18 protein-coding genes and 1 rRNA gene are annotated in these 19,747 nt (G+C 68.3%); 3 read left to right on the plus strand and 16 right to left on the minus strand.

Features of this window, described 5'->3' with window-relative positions; translation table 11 throughout:
- The 4 genes from AC1DZQ_RS07000 to AC1DZQ_RS07015 form a co-directional block, all read right to left on the minus strand.
- Positions 1 to 68, minus strand: a 16S ribosomal RNA gene (locus AC1DZQ_RS07000); the annotation flags it as partial.
- A 499-nt stretch (positions 69 to 567) separates the two neighbouring features.
- A complete protein-coding gene (tyrS, locus tag AC1DZQ_RS07005; RefSeq protein WP_476962836.1) occupies positions 568 to 1,881 on the minus strand; it encodes a tyrosine--tRNA ligase in 1,314 nt (437 codons plus the stop codon).
- Positions 1,882 to 1,977: 96 nt separating this feature from the next.
- Positions 1,978 to 4,206, minus strand: coding sequence for a HelD family protein (locus tag AC1DZQ_RS07010; RefSeq protein WP_476962837.1), 2,229 nt, complete (start codon positions 4,204 to 4,206; stop codon positions 1,978 to 1,980).
- A gap of 150 nt (positions 4,207 to 4,356) precedes the next feature.
- Positions 4,357 to 4,878 carry an adenine phosphoribosyltransferase gene (locus tag AC1DZQ_RS07015; RefSeq protein WP_476963037.1) on the minus strand — a complete coding sequence of 174 codons (522 nt, stop codon included), beginning with the start codon at positions 4,876 to 4,878 and terminating at the stop codon, positions 4,357 to 4,359.
- 187 nt (positions 4,879 to 5,065) lie between these two features.
- On the opposite strand from AC1DZQ_RS07015, the gene AC1DZQ_RS07020 reads away from it, so the two are divergent.
- Complete coding sequence (locus AC1DZQ_RS07020) at positions 5,066 to 5,683, plus strand: GNAT family N-acetyltransferase (protein WP_476962838.1); 618 nt, start codon at positions 5,066 to 5,068, stop codon at positions 5,681 to 5,683.
- Between the two features lie 6 nt (positions 5,684 to 5,689).
- Here the strand turns inward: AC1DZQ_RS07020 and AC1DZQ_RS07025 are convergent, their stop codons facing one another.
- Positions 5,690 to 6,319, minus strand: coding sequence for a hypothetical protein (locus tag AC1DZQ_RS07025; protein WP_476962839.1), 630 nt, complete (start codon positions 6,317 to 6,319; stop codon positions 5,690 to 5,692).
- 87 nt (positions 6,320 to 6,406) lie between these two features.
- Entirely contained in the window at positions 6,407 to 7,108 is a 702-nt protein-coding gene (locus tag AC1DZQ_RS07030; RefSeq protein WP_476962840.1) for a DNA-3-methyladenine glycosylase, read from the minus strand.
- Positions 7,109 to 7,198: 90 nt separating this feature from the next.
- Here AC1DZQ_RS07030 and AC1DZQ_RS07035 point away from each other — a divergent pair, with 90 nt between their 5' ends.
- Both AC1DZQ_RS07035 and AC1DZQ_RS07040 read left to right on the plus strand, forming a co-directional pair.
- Positions 7,199 to 8,734, plus strand: a complete 1,536-nt coding sequence (locus AC1DZQ_RS07035) for an AlkA N-terminal domain-containing protein (RefSeq protein ID WP_476962841.1) — start codon at positions 7,199 to 7,201, stop codon at positions 8,732 to 8,734.
- Positions 8,731 to 9,249 carry a methylated-DNA--[protein]-cysteine S-methyltransferase gene (locus tag AC1DZQ_RS07040; RefSeq protein WP_476962842.1) on the plus strand — a complete coding sequence of 173 codons (519 nt, stop codon included), beginning with the start codon at positions 8,731 to 8,733 and terminating at the stop codon, positions 9,247 to 9,249. Before AC1DZQ_RS07035 ends, AC1DZQ_RS07040 begins: the two co-directional genes overlap by 4 nt.
- Positions 9,250 to 9,316: 67 nt before the next feature.
- Here AC1DZQ_RS07040 and AC1DZQ_RS07045 read toward each other — a convergent pair whose 3' ends face one another.
- From AC1DZQ_RS07045 to argC, 10 genes are all read right to left on the minus strand, one after another.
- Complete coding sequence (locus AC1DZQ_RS07045; protein ID WP_476962843.1) at positions 9,317 to 10,054, minus strand: maleylpyruvate isomerase family mycothiol-dependent enzyme; 738 nt, start codon at positions 10,052 to 10,054, stop codon at positions 9,317 to 9,319.
- A gap of 57 nt (positions 10,055 to 10,111) precedes the next feature.
- The gene (locus tag AC1DZQ_RS07050; RefSeq protein WP_476962844.1) at positions 10,112 to 10,648 is read right to left on the minus strand and encodes a pyridoxine/pyridoxamine 5'-phosphate oxidase; all 537 of its coding nucleotides are present in this window, start codon (positions 10,646 to 10,648) and stop codon (positions 10,112 to 10,114) included.
- 77 nt (positions 10,649 to 10,725) lie between these two features.
- On the minus strand, positions 10,726 to 12,153 hold the full coding sequence (argH, locus tag AC1DZQ_RS07055) for an argininosuccinate lyase (protein WP_476962845.1): 1,428 nt from the start codon (positions 12,151 to 12,153) through the stop codon (positions 10,726 to 10,728).
- Between the two features lie 5 nt (positions 12,154 to 12,158).
- Positions 12,159 to 13,364: an argininosuccinate synthase gene (locus AC1DZQ_RS07060; protein WP_028277269.1), complete on the minus strand. Its 1,206-nt coding sequence runs from the start codon at positions 13,362 to 13,364 to the stop codon at positions 12,159 to 12,161.
- Between the two features lie 97 nt (positions 13,365 to 13,461).
- On the minus strand, positions 13,462 to 13,992 hold the full coding sequence (locus AC1DZQ_RS07065; protein ID WP_079551248.1) for an arginine repressor: 531 nt from the start codon (positions 13,990 to 13,992) through the stop codon (positions 13,462 to 13,464).
- Positions 13,992 to 15,017, minus strand: coding sequence for an ornithine carbamoyltransferase (gene argF / locus AC1DZQ_RS07070; RefSeq protein ID WP_476962846.1), 1,026 nt, complete (start codon positions 15,015 to 15,017; stop codon positions 13,992 to 13,994). Before argF ends, AC1DZQ_RS07065 begins: the two co-directional genes overlap by 1 nt.
- Positions 15,014 to 16,273 (minus strand): acetylornithine transaminase, encoded by a 1,260-nt coding sequence (locus AC1DZQ_RS07075; RefSeq protein ID WP_476963038.1) that lies wholly within the window; start codon positions 16,271 to 16,273, stop codon positions 15,014 to 15,016. Before AC1DZQ_RS07075 ends, argF begins: the two co-directional genes overlap by 4 nt.
- A gap of 107 nt (positions 16,274 to 16,380) precedes the next feature.
- Positions 16,381 to 17,337: an acetylglutamate kinase gene (gene argB, locus AC1DZQ_RS07080; RefSeq protein ID WP_476962847.1), complete on the minus strand. Its 957-nt coding sequence runs from the start codon at positions 17,335 to 17,337 to the stop codon at positions 16,381 to 16,383.
- A 35-nt stretch (positions 17,338 to 17,372) separates the two neighbouring features.
- The gene (gene argJ, locus AC1DZQ_RS07085) at positions 17,373 to 18,539 is read right to left on the minus strand and encodes a bifunctional glutamate N-acetyltransferase/amino-acid acetyltransferase ArgJ (RefSeq protein ID WP_476962848.1); all 1,167 of its coding nucleotides are present in this window, start codon (positions 18,537 to 18,539) and stop codon (positions 17,373 to 17,375) included.
- Positions 18,536 to 19,579 carry an N-acetyl-gamma-glutamyl-phosphate reductase gene (argC, locus tag AC1DZQ_RS07090; RefSeq protein WP_476962849.1) on the minus strand — a complete coding sequence of 348 codons (1,044 nt, stop codon included), beginning with the start codon at positions 19,577 to 19,579 and terminating at the stop codon, positions 18,536 to 18,538. Before argC ends, argJ begins: the two co-directional genes overlap by 4 nt.
- Between the last annotated feature and the right edge of the window lie 168 nt (positions 19,580 to 19,747).

Raw genomic sequence — 19,747 nt, forward strand, 5'->3', positions numbered from 1 at the left:
CGTTCGACTTGCATGTGTTAAGCACGCCGCCAGCGTTCATCCTGAGCCAGGATCAAACTCTCCGTTGAAGTAAAACAGACACAACATGCGCCCCCGGGAAAACGGGATGCACACGCTGCACAAAATTTGAAACCAGCTGTAAAAACCAGACCACACCACGGGGTGGCGCAATCCAGTCAATTCAACCAATTCAATACAATAAATTGGTATCAACAAACTTGGCACACTATTGAGTTCTCAAACAACAGATACATTCGAATACTTGCCGAAACAATTCATTTCCATGAATTCTTTATTTCGTTTTTCTTCGCTGCGATGTTCATAGCTTATTTCATTCATTTCCACTTTGCAAATTCACGATTTTCATCGGAATTTCACCTTGTGGAGCGAATCCGCCCAGCAGAATTGAAGCAAATTCCATTGTGTGCGCCTAGCGCATGAAGAATTGCTTCTCATTTGTGGGGGTTTGTCACCACTCAACGGCGGCGACTCAGAAAACAATACACGCTCCTTCCCGGCCGCGCAAATCGGCCGGGAAGGAGCGTGCGGGTGCGTTTTCGACGCTGATCAGGACGCGGCGACTTCCACCGTTGCCAGGTTCTTCTTGCCCCGGCGCAGGAGCAGGTAGCGCCCGTGCAGCAATTCGCTCGCCGCGATGACGGCGTCGGGGTCGGAAACCTTCGCGTTGTTGACGTAGGCCCCGCCTTCCCCCACGGTGCGGCGTGCGGCGGACTTGCTCTCTGACAGGCCGGAGGCGACCAGCAGCTCGATGATGCCGAGGGCGCCGGCGTCGACAGTGGTGGAGGGCAGCTCGGAGGTCGCCGCCCTCAATGTCGCTTCGTCCAGTACGGAGAGATCGCCGTTGCCGAACACCGCGGCGGATGCCGCAATGACCTTCTCCGTGGCGTCCACGCCATGGACGAGCGAGGTCACCTCGTAAGCCAGTTTCCGCTGGCCTTCGCGGGCGAAGGGCCGTTCGGCGACCGCGAGCTCCAGTGCTTCAATCTCGGCCTGGCTCAGGAAGGTGAACACTTTGAGGCGGTCTGCGACATCGGCGTCCGCCGTATTGAGCCAGAACTGGTAGAAGGCGTACGGGCTGCACATGGCCGGATCCAGCCAGATCGCGTTGCCCTCGCTCTTGCCAAACTTGGTGCCGTCAGAGTTGGTGATGAGCGGCGTTCCCAGGGCGTGGACATGCTTGCCCTCAACCTTGCGGATCAGCTCGGTGCCACTGGTGAGGTTGCCCCACTGATCCGAGCCGCCGGTCTGCAGCATGCAACCGTGGTCGCGGAACAACTGCAGGTAGTCCATGCCCTGCAGGATCTGGTAGCTGAACTCCGTGTAGCTGATACCTTCGTCGGAACCGAGGCGGGAGGCGACGGCGTCCTTGCGGAGCATGGTGCCTACACGGTAGTGCTTGCCGATCTCGCGCAGGAAGTCGATGGCGCTCAGGGGCGCCGTCCAGTCCAGGTTGTTGACCATCCGGGCGGCGTTGTCGCCCTCGAAGCTCAGGAAGCGGCGGACCTGCGCCTGCAGGTAGCCCACCCATTCGGACACGGTGTCCTTGGTGTTGAGGGTGCGTTCCGCCGTCGGACGCGGATCACCGATCAGGCCCGTGGAGCCGCCCACCAGTCCGAGCGGCTTGTGGCCGGCCAGCTGGAGCCGGCGCATGAGCAGCAGCTGGACCAGGTTGCCCAGGTGCAGGCTCGGTGCGGTCGGATCGAAGCCGCAGTAATACGTCACGGGGTCGCCGGCGAGGAGCTTTTCCAGCTCTGCCTCATCCGTGGAGACGTGGACAAGGCCACGCCATTTCAGCTCCTGCCAGATATTGGCAAAGCTGGGGTCGTTGTGCTGGGCATCGAGAATATTTAGCTGGGACACGGAATCTAAGTTAGCAGGATCAACAGATCCGCATCGCAGGTGACGCCGTGCATCCGGGAGCCGGACAGCCAAGACCGCCCGGCAGCCGGACCGGGTCTACTCCTCGATGCCTGCCGGGACTCCGGCAGCGGCGATGAGCCGCAGGCGCTGCGTGGGCCGGGTCATGGCCACATACAGGTCGCCCACCCGGCCGTGCTCGTGGTTGAGCATGTCCGTCGGTTCCAGGACCACGACGCCGTCAAATTCCAGTCCCTTTGCCTCGCGGGGACTGATCACCACGATGTCCTGGGCATAACTCCCCGCGCCTGTCCCGACACGGTGGCCGTAGACGGCCCGCAGGGCCGCGCTGGCCTCGGGGAGAAGGTCGCCGTCGGCGATGACCGCCAGCAGGCCGCCCTCGATGGCGTCCAGTTCCTCCGGAAGCACTTCGACGAGCTTGTTGACGATCTGGCCCTGACTGACCTTGTCGATGAACGGCGACCAGTGCCCTTCCCGGACGGCCTTGGGCGCCGAAACCACCAGTCCGGCCGCGGTCGCCATGCGGGCGGCGGCCTCGGCGATCTGGGACGGGGTGCGGTAGTTGACGGTCAGTTCCTCGAGCTGCCAACGGTCGCCGAACATGGGGCCCAGCGCGCTGTGCCAGGAGTTGGCGCCGGCGACGGAGCTGGTCTGGGCGATGTCCCCCACGATCGTGAACGACTTCAGCGGGCAGCGGCGGACCAGCAGCCGCCACTGCATGGGTGACAACTCCTGCGCTTCGTCCACCACGATGTGCCCGAAGGCCCAGGAACGGTCCGTGGTGGCACGCTCCGCAGCGGTCAGCCGCGTCTCACGCTCCTGGTTCTGGTCCACCAGGTCTTCGGCCGTGACGAGGACGTCCACGCCGGCGGTTTCCATGTTGACCAGGGTCTGCTTGGCGTTGGCCAGGTCGCGGGCGCGGTCCTGTTCCTGCTGCGCCAGGCCGCGTCCGGCGGCGGCATCAAGCTCCCCGAGCAATTCGGCAGCCTCGTCGAGCAGCGGAACGTCGGACTCGGTCCAGGGCGAATCGGCAGGACGGAGCAGCAACGCGCGTTCCTCCGGGCTGAGATTCGGGGTGCATGCCTCGAGGATGGCCGGCTTGCTGAGCAGCTCCCCCACGAGCTTCTCCGGGGTCATCGGCATCCAGCACAGGTTCAGGGCGATCCGGACATCCCGGGCGGAACGAACATCCTCGGCCAGGTAGGAGCGGTCGGCGTTGTTGCCGATGTTGCCTGCCTCCACCAGCTCCGTCATCTGCTCGGTCAATTCGCGGAGCAGGATCTTGACGAAGGAGACGCGGGCCTCGTTGTGCGGTTTGCCCGTGGCGCGCGCCCTTTCCTTGGCGCGGCGGACCTGCCTGGGCGTGAGGACCAGCTTGCGGCCGTCAACCTCGAGGGTGCGGTTTCCGGCCGGAATGCGCTGCCGGTTGGCCACGGCGTTGGCGACAACCTCGGCCATGTCGAGCCGGCCCTTGATGGCGGCCACGGCCGAGTCCGGCTCGGCGACGGCGGTGATGCCGGGCATGAGCCGGCCCAGGCTCGCCATAACGACGCCGGTCTCGCCGAGCGAGGGCAGCACGCGTTCGATGTAGTTCATGAAGGACGACGTCGGCCCCACCAGCAGGACGCCGGCGCTCTTGAGCCTGTCCCGATGCGTGTAGAGCAGGTACGCGGCCCGGTGCAGGGCCACAGCGGTCTTGCCCGTGCCAGGACCGCCCTGGACCACGAGGGCACCGGAGATGGAGGAACGGATGATCCGGTCCTGCTCGGACTGGATGGTGCCGACGATGTCTGACATCCGGCCCGTCCGCTTGGAATTCAGGGCAGCCAGCAGCGCGCCTTCGCCCTGGAGCGAATCGTTGTCGGCGAGCATGTCGGCGTCGAGCACGTCATCCTCGATCGCCTTGACCTCGCGGCCCTGCAGGATCAGGTGACGGCGGCGGCGGACGCCCTGCCGGTCGAACGCCGTGGCCTGGTAAAAATGGCCGGCCTCGGGCGCACGCCAGTCCACCATGAGCCGCTGCAGGTCCTCGGTGGTCAGGCCGATGCGGCCGATGTACTGGGCCTCTCCGGAATCCAGATCCAGACGGCCGAACACGAGCCGGTCATCGACGGCGTCAAGCTGGGCGAGGCGGTCCTCGTAGAGGGCAGCGAAGGCATCGCGTTCGGAAACGTTCTGCATGGTGCCCACGGCACCGGCACGGCGCACCTGGGCCAACTGGGTGCGCTTCTCCGCCCGCAACTCATCGAGCCGGGCGTAAAGTCCGGCCACATAGTCGCGTTCATGGATCAAATCAGCGTCGTGCATCGAACGTTCCCCTATCGAAAAAGACAGACCTACCATTCTACAGCCATTTCGATTGACGTCACTGTCGTATGTCTCCCGAACAATGCCAAGGCAGTCTTCGTCAGGGAATTCTACCCACCCATTCCGGATGGTCCACCCCCGCAGTCCCCGCTAGATCCGCAGCAGAGACCGGACGTTGTGGCCGGTCAGGGCGGTGCGGCCGCCAAGTTCGTCCAGTTCCATGACCACGCCGACGCCGGCTACGTGGATCCCGCACCGCTCGAACAGCCGCGCCGCGGCGCCGAGCGTGCCGCCTGTGGCGAGCACGTCGTCGAGGATCAGCACCCGGCTCCCCGGCGCCAGATCCGTGGTGTGCAGCTCAAGGGTGGCAGTGCCGTACTCCAGGGCGTAGTCCTCGGAAAACACTTCGCGCGGCAGCTTGCCGGCTTTGCGGACCGTGATAACTCCGGTCCCGGTGGCGTAGGCGGCGGCCGCCGCGAGCAGGAAGCCGCGGGCCTCCACTCCGGCGACGGCGTCGAACTGGCCCTGGAAAGGTCCCACCAGGGCATCGACGACGGCCCCGAAGGCGGCGCCGTCGGCGAACACCGGTGTCAGGTCCTTGAAGCTGACCCCGGGTTTGGGATAGTCCGGGATGGTGGCGCACAGCCCCTTGATCAGCTCATCCACCGGCATTGCAGTCGTCGTCTGGTTCGGCTCGCTTTGATTCACCCATCCACCTTACTGGCTGGTAGCGGGACGTCCACCGGGCCGCGGCGTCCCGGGCCGGCCGCCTCGGGGCAACCCATCGGTCATCTAATGTTCACGCCGGCGGCGCCGGATTCGCCGCTCCCGTCCACCCCGCCGGTGATTGAATGCTCCAATGCGACACGAAATTGTCCTCTCCGGCCACGGGGTCCGTCTGGTTCCGCTGGCCCCTCACCACGCGGCGGGCCTCTTTGATTTTGTGGATCCCGGCATGTGGGCAGGCATGGCGGCACGCATGCCTGACTCGAGCGGCGAGCTGGCGGCACTGTTCCAGTCACGGCTGGAGGATCCCGCCACCCTCCCGTTCGCCGTGACAGACGGGCGCACCGGCGCCCTGCTGGGCACGACCTCCCTCCGCGACTACGTCCCTGCCCAACAGCGCGTGGAAATCGGCGGAACATTCTACGGGCGGCAGTTCTGGGGCAGCCACGTCAATCCCGCGAGCAAGCACATGCTCCTCGCCTACGCCTATGAGGTATTGGAAGTGCACCGGGTGGCTTTCCGCTGCGACGCCCGCAACACCCGGAGCGCGGAGGCGATCGAACGGCTCGGCGCCCAGTTCGAGGGGGTCCTCCGCGGCCACCGCGCGGCGCCCGGCGGGGGCCGCGCGGATACCGCCATCTTCTCGATCCTCTCGCAGGAGTGGCCGCAAGTGCGCGAAGACCTTCGGCGCCGCCTCGCCCCCTTCGCCGTCGGCGCCGACTACGGGCTCAGCAGCTTCGCCGCCACCTAGACATCGCTACTCCCCTGCCCGTGGAGGCACGGCTTCCGGCGACACGGCACCTGGAGACACGGCGTCGCCGCCCGGTGCCGGCGGGCGCAGGAGTCCGTTGGCAAGGCCGTAGGAGACGACGCCCAGCGCTGTTCTGAGCGCGCGCTCGGCGTCGAACCGTCCGGCCGCCACGCTGCTCAGCCGGGCGTAGTCCCCGGCCCACCCGGACCGGCGGAACCTGTCGGCGTCACCATGAAGGAGCCGTCCGTACAGGACGTCCTCAAACTGGTCATGGTCGGCCAGGGCGATTTCGGCCATGAGCGCCTCGCGGTCCCGGATCATCCCGTTCGTGAACATACCGGCCGTTTCCGCTGCGCCCTCGGCTATCCGGGGGTCAGCCGTGTAGTTGCACAGCCGCAGGGCTCGTACTACGAGTTTGAGCGAGACGTGTTCTTCCGGAACGATGAATTTCCGCAGCAGGGCCGCACGGAAGAGCTCAACCCAGTGCCTGCGCTCTGCCTCGACGGAGTCCGCCGGAACCTGCTCGCCGTCAGACGTGAACAGTTCCACCATGCGGAAGTACTCGGTGGCCAGCTGCGCGAAGATCTGGAGCCGCTCCAGCTCGCTGCCCGGTTTTCCGCGTTTCCCCTCGCCCATAATGCTCCATCCTCCCCCACCGCGGGTGCCGGCATCAGCGTGCCGGCATCAGGGTGCCGGCACGGCGCGTGCCGAGCGCCCGACACGTCACGCGCCGCGGGTGCTTGCCGCCTTTGCCGGCTTTGCCGCCTTGTAGCGGGAGACTGTCGGGTCGCCGCTGAGCCAGAACCGCCAGGGGTAGTCGTGGCTCCCGCCGGCGCCGGAGACCCCGACACGTGGGCCGGAGCTGATGCCAGCCTCGACCCCTTCCGGCGGGTGCGCGGGCGGTTCCAGCCGGAACGGCGGCGCGAGGGCGTCCCGCCCGCTGTCCGCCGTCGTCAACCCCAGCGCGGTGGCCAGCCGGGCAGGCCCACTCGCGAGGTCGAGGTCCGATTTCGACGTCTGCCGCCTGGCTCTGGCCAACTCGTGACCGGCAACCACTTCGCCGGCCCGCAGCAGCAGCGCCGACGCCACGCCCTCGGGCCCGCACACGATATTGGCGCAGTGGTGCATCCCGTACGTGAAGTACACGTAGAGGTGGCCGGCCGGGCCGAACATCGGGGCGTTGCGGGCCGTTTGGCCGCGGAAGGTATGGGACCCGGGGTCAGGGTGGCGCGAATCATGCGGGCCAAGGTAAGCCTCCACTTCGGTAATCCGGACCGAGACGGATCCGTCGCGCCCGTCGTGCGTCAACACGGCGCCGAGGAGCAGCGGCGCCACGTGCCGGGCATCGGCCGAGAGCAGCTCGCGGACCGGCCCGGCCGCGCCGGACTCCGTGCCGGACTGGGCAGGAAGCGGGCTGGAAGTCATGCTCAGACTTTAACAAACACCGCCGGAAGACCATACGGCCGTGTCCGAATCCCGCTAGCAGCTGTTCCGCGAAGCTGGCAGGATGGGGTCATGGACTTCTGGCAGCGCTACCGGGCAATCGATGCCCGGGACACCCGATTCGACGGGCAGTTCTACACCGCTGTCCGGACCACCGGCATCTACTGCCGGCCCTCGTGCCCCGCGCGGACGCCCAAGGCGGACAACGTCACGTTCTATGAAACGTCCGCTGCGGCGCACGACGCCGGCTACCGTGCGTGCAAACGCTGCCTGCCCGAGGCTGTGCCCGGCACGCCGGCCTGGAACGTGCGCTCCGATATCGCCGGCCGGGCCATGCGGCTCATTAATGACGGCGTGATCAACCGCGACGGCGTCGAGGGGCTAGCGGCCCGGCTCGGCTACTCCTCGCGCCAGCTCAACCGGATCCTCAGCCACGAACTCGGCGCCGGCCCGCTGTCCCTGGCGCGGGCGAGCCGCGCCCAGACCGCCCGCACCCTGTTGGTCTCCACGGCCATGAAAGTCTCGGACATCGCGTTTGCCGCCGGATTCAGCAGCGTGCGCCAGTTCAACGAGACCATCGGCGAGGTCTTTGCGATGACGCCTTCCGGCCTCCGGGCCACAGCCCGGCATCACCGCTCCCCCGCGGCGACCACAGCGCTCACGCTCAACCTTCCGTACCGCGAACCGTTCGACCCCGGCGTCTTCGACTTCCTCGCCGTCCGCGCCATCCCCGGGATCGAGGAAGGTACCTCCAGTTCCTACGCCCGGACCCTGCGGCTGACCCACGGCGATGCCCGCTTCCGGGTGGATTACGACGCCGGGGCGGCGGGGCGTCCGCTCGTGCTGACCATCGGCGCCGTCGACCTCCGGGACCTGGCCGCCCTGCTCAGCAGGGTCCGCCGCCTGCTGGACCTCGACGCCGATCCCGTCGCCATCGATGCCGCCCTCGCCGCCGACCCCCGCCTGGCCGCCACGGTGGCGCGCACGCCGGGCATGCGGATGCCCGGCGCCGTTGACCCGCAGGAGCTGCTGATCAGGGCCATGATCGGCCAGCAGATCACGGTGGCTGCCGCGCGGACCGCCCTGGTCCAGCTCTCCGCGGTGGGGAGCCAGAGCCTGGTGCCCGACGACGGCCTCCACCGGCTGTTTCCGACGGCGGCACAGATTGCCGAGACCGGGTTCGAACTGCTCCGCGGCCCGCAGCGGCGGATCGATGCCGTCCGGGGCGCCGCGGCCGCGATGGCCTCGGGCGATCTCGACTTCGGCTACGGCGATGATGTGCAGGGACTGGAGGCCAAGCTCCTGCCCCTGTCCGGCGTCGGACCGTGGACCGTGGGATACGTCGCGATGCGGGTCATTGGCGCGCCGGATGTGTTCCTGGCCAACGACGCCGCGGTCCGCAACGGCATCCGCTCGCTCGCCCAGACCCCCGACGGCACTGCCCTGACCCCCGATTTCCGTGAGGTCAGTCCATGGCGCTCGTACGCCACCATGCACTTGTGGCGCGCAGCAGCGGCTGCCCAGGCCGCGGCGCGCACCGCGTCTCTGCATCAAAAACAGACTCAAAAGCTGAATCAAAAGCAGACTCCGAAGAAAGCGAAACCATGAAAGCCCAGCTGTTGACCATGTCCACCCCGGACGGTCCTTTCACCATCATTGCCCGCGCCGGCGTCGTTCTGTCATCGGGCTGGACCGCCGTTCCCGGTGAGCTGACCGGGCAGATCCACGCGGACCTGCTGCCAGGCGAATTCGAGACCGTCGCCGGACTGGGCTCCATCTCGGCGGCGGTGGAGGCGTTCTACGCCGGCGATCCGGAGCCGGCCATGGCGGTGCCGGTGCTGCAGAAGTCCGGTCCGTTCCGCAGCCATGCCTGGGATGTGCTGCGCACGGTCGCGCCGGGGCGCCCGGTGACGTACACGGAGTATGCGGAGCTGTCCGGCAACGCCAAGGCCGTCCGGGCGGCGGCCAGCGCCTGCGCCTTCAACGCGGCGGCCCTGTTTGTTCCCTGCCACCGCGTCATCCGGACCGACGGGACCCTGGGCGGCTTCCGCTGGGGACTGGCCATCAAGGGCAGCCTGCTGGACCGGGAACACGAACTCGCCCTCGCCTCCGCACGGCCTTAGGCCTGAGGCCTGCTCGGGCCCCGGCACCGCGCCGGCCGACGTATGGCCCGCGACGACCTGGGCGTGCTCAGTTGTTGACGGGAACTCCGGCGGGCCAGGGCAGCAGCTCCGGAAGATCGACGCCGTCGGCCGCTGCGGTGGCACGCAGGCTGCCGAGCGTGGGGGTGCGGCCGGCGAGCCACGCGGCGATGTCCGTGAGCATGCCGTTGATCACGGTCGATGTTCCGCCGCTCCCGATGGCCACCGCGGGCAGGCCGAGCGGCTGCAGCACGAAGCGCTGGCCCTCGGGCACCCGGGCGGAGAGGAAGTCGAAGAGGTGCCCGCAGAAGGGGCGGCTCCAGGTTTCCGGTCCGTGGCCAGTGCCGAGATCGGCGGCATGGATGACGAGTTCGCGCCACAGCGCCAGGCCGCCGTCGAACACGACGCCCCCGCGGTAGGTGATGGGCTCGCGCCAGCCGGCCGCGTCGAGCGTGTCGAAGGCGCGCAGGACCCGGTCCAGCGCTGAGTCAAGGTCGGCCTTGTGCTCCGCGAGGCTGTGGCCGGCCGCCATCTCGATGGCGCGGTTCCGTCCATCGAAGCCGCCGTCGTAGAGTTCGACGCCCTCGCCGCGGGCGGCGTATTCGAGCTGGCGGCCCATCGCGTTGGCGATCCCGCAGATGTGGGCCAGCACGTGCCCGCGGCTCCAGCCGGGCAGTTCCGACGGCGCGTTGATGTCCTGTTCCGTCAGTTTCGCGGCGATTCCGGCCACGACGCCGGCGGCGCGGTGCAGTTCCGCCCGAAGGTTATCTGGTGTGATTGAGGTCATGGCGCCAATCCTAAACCGAGCCACCGAATTAACATGGATTAACTGAGCGGGACCCGATCAGCGGGGCGCGTAGCGGTGCCGGATGTGCCGGCGGTCGTGCCGGGCCTGCCAGAATTCGATTTCGCGGGGTCGGATGGCGTAGAGCTGCCAGCCTGTGTTTTCATTGTTTGCATTTTCGCCGCCGTCGGCGCCGGGCCGGTCCCGCCAGTCCGCGGCCGACGCCTCGGCGGACAGCTCCACGACGTCCCCGGCCACCCGCACCTGGCGGCCCTGCTGTTGCCAGAAGAAGTTCAGCGCCGCGTGCGGGTTCACCGCGAGCTCGTGCCCCTTGCGGGATTCCCGGGAGGTCGCGAAGTGCCAACCGTCGGCGTCGATGTCCTTCAGGATCAGCATCCGCGACGACGGCCGGCCCTGCTCATCGGCGGTGGCCAGGCTGCACGCGTTGGGCTGCGGAACTCCGGCCGCCAGCGCTTCGGCGAGCCACAGCCGGAAGAGTTCGGCAGGGTCCGCTGGTGCCGCATCCGGGTCGAAATCCGGGAGGCGGTCGGGGAAATCGGGCAGGGCGCGCAGCATTTGGCGGAACGATTCGCTCATATGGCTACCTTAACGAAGAAGGTCCCGGCAGGCTCGACCACCGTGGTCGTGCTTGCCGGGACCTTCCCCACCTCTTGCTACCGCGCGTACTCTCGCACGCCCGCGAGCTCGCCCTCAAGGGCCAGCAGCTGGCGTTCGACGGCGGCCGGTGCGGTGCCGCCCTGGGAGTTCCGGCTGTTGAGCGAACCCTCAGTGGACAGGACCGTGCGGACCTCCGGCGTCAGGTGCTCCGAGATGGCGGCGTATTCCTCGTCCGTCAGGTCCCAGAGCTCGACGCCGCGGCTTTCGGCCTGCTTCACCGCGGCGCCGGAGAGCTCGTGCGCCTCGCGGAACGGAACGCCCTGGCGGACCAGCCATTCGGCAATGTCCGTCGCCAGCGCGAAGCCCTGCGGGGCCAGCGCTTCCATCCGTTCGGTGTTGAACTTCAGCGTCGCGATCATGCCGGACACTGCCGGGAGCAGGACCTCCAGCGTGTCGGCGGCGTCGAAGACCGGCTCCTTGTCCTCCTGCAGGTCGCGGTTGTAGGCGAGCGGCAGGCCCTTCAGGGTGGCCAGCAGCCCGGTCAGGTTGCCGATCAGCCGGCCAGCCTTTCCGCGCGCCAGTTCCGCCACGTCCGGGTTCTTCTTCTGCGGCATGATCGAGGAGCCGGTGGAGTAGGAATCGTGCAGGGTGACGAAGGAGAACTCCTTCGTGGCCCACAGGATCACTTCCTCCGAGACCCGGGACAGGTCCACGCCGATCATGGCCGTGATCCAGGCGAACTCGGCGAAGACGTCGCGGGAGGCGGTGCCGTCGATCGAGTTGTGCGTGGCCGAGAAGAAGCCCAGGTCCGCGGCGACTGCCTCGGGGTCCAGTCCGAGCGAGGAGCCCGCCAGGGCACCCGAGCCGTAGGGCGAAACCCCGGCGCGCTTGTCCCAGTCCTGCAGCCGCTGCACGTCGCGCAGCAGCGCCCAGGCGTGGGCCAGCAGGTGGTGGCTGAGCAGGACGGGCTGGGCGTGCTGCAGGTGGGTGCGGCCGGGCATGGCCACCCCCTGGTGCGCCTTGGCCTGGTCCACGAGTGCGTCGATCGTGGCGAGCACGCCGCGGGCGATGATCCGGGCGTGGTCGCGCAGGAACATCCGGCCCAGCGTGGCCACCTGGTCGTTGCGGGACCGGCCGGCGCGGAGCTTGCCGCCAAGCTGGGTGCCGGCGCGCTCGATCAGGCCGCGCTCCAGCGAACCGTGCACGTCCTCATCGGACTCCGCCGGCAGGTAGGCGCCGGAGGCGACGTCCTCATCCAGCTGGGTCAGGGCGGCAAGCATGCCCTCGAGTTCGGCGTCGTCCAGCAGCCCGGCCTTGTGCAGCACGCGGGCGTGCGCCTTGGAGCCAGCGATGTCGTAGCGGGCCAGCCTCCAGTCGAAGTGCGTGGACTTGCTCAACGCGGCGAGGGCGTCCGCGGGGCCGCCGGCGAACCGGCCGCCCCACAGCGCGCCGGTGTTGGTGGCTTCGGACTTCTGCTCAGCCACAGGGGCTACTCTCCTGCCACGCGGATGTCGCGGCCGGAGGCAACCTTGGCGGACATGCCCCACAGCTCGATGAAGCCGCGCGCCATGGACTGGTCGAAGGTGTCGCCGGTGTCGTACGTGGCGAGGTCGAAGTCGTACAGCGAGGTCTCGGAGCGGCGTCCGTTGACGATCGCCTGGCCGCCGTGCAGCACCATGCGGATGTCGCCGGAGACGTACTTTTGGGTGTCCTCGATGAAGGCGTCGAGGGAGCGCTTGAGCGGGGAGAACCACTGGCCGTCGTAGACCAGCTCGGCCCAGCGCTGGCCGACGGTCGCCTTGAAGCGGGCCTGCTCGCGCTCGATTGTGATGTCTTCGAGGTGCTTGTGCGCGGTGATGAGCGCCATGGCGCCCGGCGCCTCATAGATCTCGCGGGACTTGATGCCCACGAGGCGGTCCTCGACGACGTCGATCCGGCCGACGCCCTGGGCGCCGGCGCGGCGGTTGAGTTCTTTGATGGCCTGCAGCGGGGTGACCTTGACGCCGTCGATCGCGACCGGCACGCCGGCCTCGAAGGAGATGGTGACCTCATCCGGTGCTGGCGGGAATTCCGGGGTGGCGGTGTAGTCGTAGATGTCCTTGGTGGGGGCGTTCCAGATGTCTTCGAGATAGCCGGTTTCGACGGCGCGGCCCCAGACGTTCTGGTCGATCGAGTACGGGTTCTTCTTGGTGGTCTCGATCGGCAGTCCCTTTTCCTCGGCGAAGGCAATGGCCTTGTCGCGGGTCAGGGCGAGGTCGCGGACCGGTGCGATGCACTTCAGGTCCGGGCCGAGGGTCTGGATGCCGACTTCGAAGCGGACCTGGTCGTTGCCCTTGCCGGTGCAGCCGTGTGCGACGGTGGTGGCGCCGAATTCGCGGGCGGCCTTGACCAGGTGCTTGACGATCACCGGGCGGGAGATGGCCGAGACCAGCGGGTAGTGGCCCTGGTAGAGGGCGTTGGCCTTCAGCGTGGGCACGCAGTACTCGTTGGCGAACTCGTCGCTGGCGTCGGCGACGTAGGCTTCGACGGCGCCGCAGCCCAGCGCGCGCTGGCGGATGGTCTCCAGCGATTCGCCGCCCTGTCCGACGTCGACCGCCACGGCGATGACCTCGGCGCCGGTGGCTTCACCGATCCAGCCGATGGCTACGGAAGTATCCAGGCCACCGGAGTAGGCCAGAACAATACGCTCAGTCACGGAAATGCTCCTTAGTAGTTTGGTCATGCTTTAAGTCTCGGAAAAATCTCTGTTGCAAGCCTGTCACAAGCCCGGTGCGCCCGGTACGTTGCGCGGCTTATTGGCCGGCTTCCTCGGCGAACTGCAGGAAGCGTGCGGCGATGTCCGCGCCGCCCAGGGGGTCCCGGGTGACAAGCAGGACGGTGTCGTCCCCGGCGATGGTGCCCAGGATCGAGGGCATCACGGAGTGGTCGATTGCGAGGGCCAGGAAGTTCGCGGCACCCGGCGGCGTCCGGAGCACCACGAGGTTGGCGGAGGCCTCGGCGGTGACGAGCAGTTCCCCGCACAACCGGGTCAGCCGGGCGTCGAGGATTTCCTGCGTGACGCCGCTCTTGGCCGCCCGTTCGCCGCCCTCCCCCGGGACGGCGTAGACCAGCACGCCGTCCTTGCCGCGGACCCGGACGGCGCCGAGTTCCACGAGGTCGCGGGAGAGCGTGGCCTGGGTGACCTGGACGCCGTCGTCCGCGAGCAGCGCGGCGAGCTCGGCCTGGGACCGGACCGATTCGCCCGTCAGAATCGCCGTGATCCGTGCCTGCCGGGCAGTCTTGGTGGCCGGGCTGGCCCCCGGAGAGGCTGGCTGGACGGACATCAGGCCAAGCCGTCCACCGGCGCCAGCCCGTCAACTGGCGCCAGCCCGTCAACAACGGCAAGGCCGGAGCGATGCATGAGCCAGGCCATCAGCGCCTTCTGGGCATGGAGCCGGTTTTCGGCCTCGTCCCAGACCACCGATTGCGGGCCGTCAATGACGTCCGCGGCGATCTCGTAGCCCCGGTAGGCCGGCAGGCAGTGCAGCACGACGGCGTCCGGCGCCGCGAGCTTCATCGCCGCGCTGTCCACGGAATACGCCCGGAACAGGTTCATCCGCGCTTCCTTCTCCGCCTCCTGGCCCATGGACACCCAGGTGTCGGTGGCGACGACGTCGGCGCCCAGGAGGGCCTCGGCGGGGTCGACCGTCACCAGCACGGAGCCGCCGGTCTCCGCGGCGCGGTCCTCGGCCGCTGCAATGATCTCCGCGGACGGCAGGTACCCGTCCGGTCCGGCGATGCGGACGTTCATGCCCGCCGTGACGCCGGCCAGCAGGTAGGAATTGGCCATGTTGTTGGCCGAGTCGCCCAGGTACGCCATGGTCAGGCCCTTGAGCGAGCCCTTGTGCTCCTTGACGGTCAACAGATCGGCGAGGAGCTGGCACGGGTGGTAGTCATCGCAAAGGGCGTTGATGACCGGAACGCGGGAGTTCGCGGCCATGGCGACCAGGCCGGCGTGCGCGCCGGTGCGCCACACGATGGTGGACACCATGCGTTCGAGCACCTTGGCGGTGTCCTCGACCGATTCCTTGTGCCCGATCTGCGCTTCGCCAGGATTGATGATGAGCGCGTTGCCGCCCATGTCCGCGATTCCCGTGGCGAAGGAGACCCTGGTCCGGGTGGAGGTCTTGTCGAAGATGACGGCCACGGTCTGGCGTCCGTTGCCCGCCGCGGCGAAGGGCTGCACGCTGTAGGGCGCGGCCTTCATCCGGACGGCGAGCTCGAGGACCTCGGCCTGTTCGGCCGGGCTGAGGTCCGTGTCCTTAAGGAAGTGGCGGGTGGGCACTGAGGCGGTCACGGCGGCGGTCACTTGGAGTCCTTTGCGGCGTTGTCACTTGAAGTGGCGGGCTTTTCGGCGGAGAGCTTGGCGGTCTCGAGCAATGCGGGCAAAGCGGCCAGGAAACGGTCGGCTTGCTCGGTGGTCAGGATCAGCGGCGGTGCCAGCCGGATGGTGCGCGGGCCCGGGCTGTTGACGATGAACCCGGCGTCGAGGCCGGCCGCAACGACGCCCGGGGCGACGTCGGCGTCGAGGTCGAAGCCGATCAGCAGCCCCTCGCCGCGGACCTCGGTCACGCCGGCGATCCCGGCGAGGCCGGCGCGCAGCTTCTCCCCAAGGTTACGGACGTGCGCCAGGATGTCCTGGTTTTCCAGGACGTGCAGGGTGGCGAGGGCAGCCGCGGTGGCCACCGGGTTGCCGCCGAATGTCGTCCCGTGCTGGCCGGCGGTCAGTAGCGCGGACGTTTCCGGGCCGAACGTCAGGAGCGCGCCGACCGGGAAGCCGCCGCCCAGGCCCTTGGCGAGGGTCACGGCGTCGGGCACGATCCCGGCGTCCTCGCTGGCCAGCCACTTGCCGGTGCGGCCGATGCCGGTCTGGACCTCGTCGAGGATCAGCAGGGCGCCGGCCGCGCTCGTGGCGTCGCGGGCCGCTTTGAGGTAGCCGGCGGGCAGCGGCCGGACGCCGGCCTCGCCCTGGATCGGTTCGAGGAAGACGGCGGCGGTGGTCTCATCCACGGCGGCGCGGAGGGCGTCGATGTCACCGAACGGGACATGCACGACGCCGCCGGGCAGCGGCGCGAACGGCGCCCGGTAGGCCTCCTTGGAGGTAAGCGCTAGGGCCCCCATGGTGCGCCCGTGGAAGGCGCCTTCGAGCGCGATGATTTTGGTGCGCGGCTTCTCCGCTGAGCCGGCATTGCGGCGCGCCAGCTTGAAGGCCGCCTCAACGGCCTCGGTGCCGGAGTTGGCGAAGAACACCTTGGAGCCCGCCGGCGCGTTGGACAGTTCCAGCAGTTTCTCCGCCAGGGCGATCTGGGTGGGGCTCGTGAAGAAGTTCGAGACGTGGCCCAGGGTGGCCAGCTGGCTGGAGATCACCGAGGTCACGAACGGGTGGGCGTGGCCGAGGGCGTTCACGGCGATGCCGCCGAGCAGGTCCAGGTACTCCTTGCCGTCGGCGTCCCACACGAGGCAGCCGGCGCCGCGGACCAGGACCCGCTGCGGGGTGCCGAAGACGCCCAGCAGGGAGGACGAGTAGCGGGACAGCCACTGCGCGCCGCTGTTCGTTCCAGTCATAACGGAAGCTTTGGGAGCCGAGCCGGCGATGGGGGCCCGGGTGTGGTCGGGCACCGCGAAGCGGGCGGGGGCCCCATCGCCGGTCGGACCCATCCCAACAGTTTCGTTCATGCGTTCACTTCCTCGTCCGGGACGACCTGCGTGCCGATGCCGGCGGTCGTGAAGGTTTCCAGCAGCATCGAGTGCGGCAGCCGGCCGTCCACGATGTGCGCTCGTTCCACGCCGCCCTCGACGGCCTTCAGGCAGGCTTCCATCTTCGGAATCATGCCCGATTCCAGGCCGGGGAGCAGTTCGCGCAGCTCCGAGACCGTCAGGGAGGAGATGAGCGAGGACCGGTCCGGCCAGTTGGCGTACAGGCCCTCGACGTCGGTGAGGATGACGAGCTTGGAGGCGCCGAGCGCCTCGGCCAGGGCGGCGGCGGCGGTGTCGGCGTTGACGTTCAGGACCTGGCCGGTGGTTTGCGCGCGCTGGGCGCTGTCCGCAGTGCCATCGTCGTGGATTTCCGGGGCGACTGTGGAAATCACGGGAATCCGGCCGGCGGCCACGATGTCCAGGATGCCTTCCGGGTTCACCCCGACCACCTCGCCCACCAGGCCCAGGTCCACCTCCTCGCCGTCCACCACGGTGCCGGTGCGGACGGCGCGGAGCAGTCCGCCGTCCTCACCGGACATGCCGACGGCGTACGGGCCGTGGGAGTTGATCAAGCCCACGAGTTCACGTCCCACCTGGCCGGTGAGGACCATCCGGACCACGTCCATGGCCTCGGGCGTGGTGACCCGCAGCCCGCCCTTGAACTCGGATTCGATCCCGAGCCGGCTGAGCATGGCGTTGATCTGCGGGCCGCCGCCGTGCACCACCACGGGGTGGATGCCGACGTGGTGCAGGAACACGACGTCCTCGGCGAAGGCGCGGCGGAGCTCGTCGTTGACCATGGCGTTGCCGCCGTACTTGATCACCATGGTGCTGCCAGCAAAGCGCTGGATCCAGGGCAATGCCTCGATCAACGTGGCGGCTTTGTCCCGGGCGTCAGACTGGGATGTGGTCTCGCGTGTTTGGGTATTCATACTGTTCGTCCTTACTGCTCGTCCTTCCAGGCGGATTAGCTGGAGTAGGCGCTGTTTTCGTGGACGTACTCGTGGGTGAGGTCGTTGGTGAGGATCGTGGCCTCGGCCCCGCCGGCCTGCAGGTCGATTTCGACGAGGACCTCGCGCGGTTCGAGGTCCACGAGGTTGCGGTCATCGCCGATGCTGCCGTTGCGGCAGATCTGCACACCGTTCATGGACACGTTCAGCTGGTCCGGCTCGAACGCCGCGTCGGTGGTGCCGACGGCGGACAGCACGCGGCCCCAGTTGGGGTCCTTGCCGAATATCGCGGTCTTGAACAGGTTGGAGCGGGCGACGGCGCGGCTGACGATTTCGGCGTCCCGCTCACTCGCGGCGTTGAACGTCCGGATCGCGATGTCGTGGCTGGCGCCCTCGGCGTCGCCGATCAGCTTGCGGGCCAGCTCCGCGCAGACCTGGGTCAGGCCCGCGCCGAAGTCGGCGGCGGACGGCACGGCGCCGGAGGCCCCGGAGGCCAGCAGCACCACGGTGTCGTTGGTGGACATGCAGCCGTCCGAGTCCGCCCGGTCGAAGGTGACCCGGGTGGCGTTGCGGAGTTCGGCGTCGAGCATGTCCGGCTGGACGTCGGCGTCCGTGGTGAGGACCACCAGCATGGTGGCCAGGCCCGGGGCCAGCATGCCGGCACCCTTGGCCATGCCGCCGATGGTGAACTGTGTGCCTTCGGCGTCCGTGCCGGTGAACACGGCCTGCTTGGACACGGAGTCCGTGGTCATGATCGCGGTGGCTGCCGCGGGGCCGCCGTCGGCGGCCAGGCCGGCGGTGGCGGACCCGATTCCGGCCAGGATCTTCTCCATGGGCAGCTGCTCGCCGATCAGTCCGGTGGAGCAGATCACGACGTCGGTGGCGGAGACGCCGAGGGCTTCGGCGGTCTTCTCCGCGGTGGTGTGCGTGTTCTGGAAGCCCTGGGGCCCGGTGCAGGCGTTGGCCCCGCCGGAGTTAAGGAAAACGGCGTCCACGCGGCCGTCCTTGACCACCTCGCGGGACCAGTGCACGGGGGCTGCGGCGACGCGGTTGGACGTGAAGACCGCCGCGGCGGCCTTGGACGGGCCGTCGTTGACCAAGAGGGCCACGTCCGGTTTGCCGGAAGCCTTGAGCCCGGCAGTCACGCCGGCGGCACGGAATCCCTGCGGTGCGGTGATGCTCACGGTGCGACTCCCTGGAGGTTGAGGCCGGCGGTTTCCGCCAGGCCGAGGGCGATGTTCATGGACTGCACGGCGCCGCCGGCGGTCCCCTTGGTCAGGTTGTCGATGGCGCAGCACACGATCACGCGGCCGGTGTGCTCATCGAAGGCCAGCTGCATGACCGTGTGGTTCGATCCCTGGACCGACTTCGTGGAGGGCCACTGGCCCTCGGGGAGCAGGTGCACGAACGGTTCGTCGTCGTAGGCCTCGGCCCAGGCGGCGCGCAGCTCCGCGGCGGTCACGCTGCGTCCGGGCTGCTGCCGGACCTTGGCGGTTGCCGTGGTGAGGATGCCCCGGCTCATCGGCGCCAGGGTGGGCGTGAAGGAGACGGTGACCGGAGCCCTCAGCGCCTTGGAGAGTCCTTGTTCGATCTCCGGGGTGTGCCGGTGTCCCCCGCCTACCCCGTAGGGGCTCATGGAACCCATGACCTCGGCGCCGATCAGGTTGACCTTGGCGGCCTTGCCGGCCCCTGAGGTACCGGAAGCGGAGACGATCACGACGTCGTCGCCTTCCAGCAGCTGGTTGCTGAAGCCGGGCGTGAGGGCCAGCAGGGCCGACGTCGGGTAGCAGCCGGGGACGGCGATCCGGGTGGCGCCGCGGAGGGCGTCGCGTTGGCCGGGCAGTTCCGGCAGGCCGTAGGGCCAGGTTCCGGCGTGCGCGGAACCGTAGAACTTCTCCCAGGCCTCCGGGTCCTCGAGCCGGTGGTCCGCGCCGGCGTCGATGACCAGCGTCCCGGCGGGCAGCTGCGCCGCGATCTCTGCGGACGCCCCGTGCGGAAGCGCCAGGAACACGACGTCGTGCCCGGCCAGGTTATCCACGGTGGTGTCCTCGAGGATGCGGTCCGCCAAGCCATGGAGATGCGGCTGCAATTCCCCTAGTCTGGAACCGGCGTTGCTGTGGGCCGTAATGGCGCCGATGGTGACGTCGGGATGACCGGCGAGGAGCCGCAGGACCTCGCCGCCGGCATAACCGCTCGCCCCGGAAACGGCAACAGAAATAGTCATAAGCACGACTATACAGCAAGAGTATGCATAGATGCCGATATTTATGCATCGATCTGCCTGTGTCTAAATGCCCTCTTCCAATGTGTCCCGCGCAGGGCGCAAAAGCGCGTTCGGAGAGTCGTTCGGGGGCTTCCGCCGGCCGAGGATTCCCCCGCCGATCGGCGGGCG

Source organism: Arthrobacter sp. P1_C12_2 (assembly GCF_056406415.1).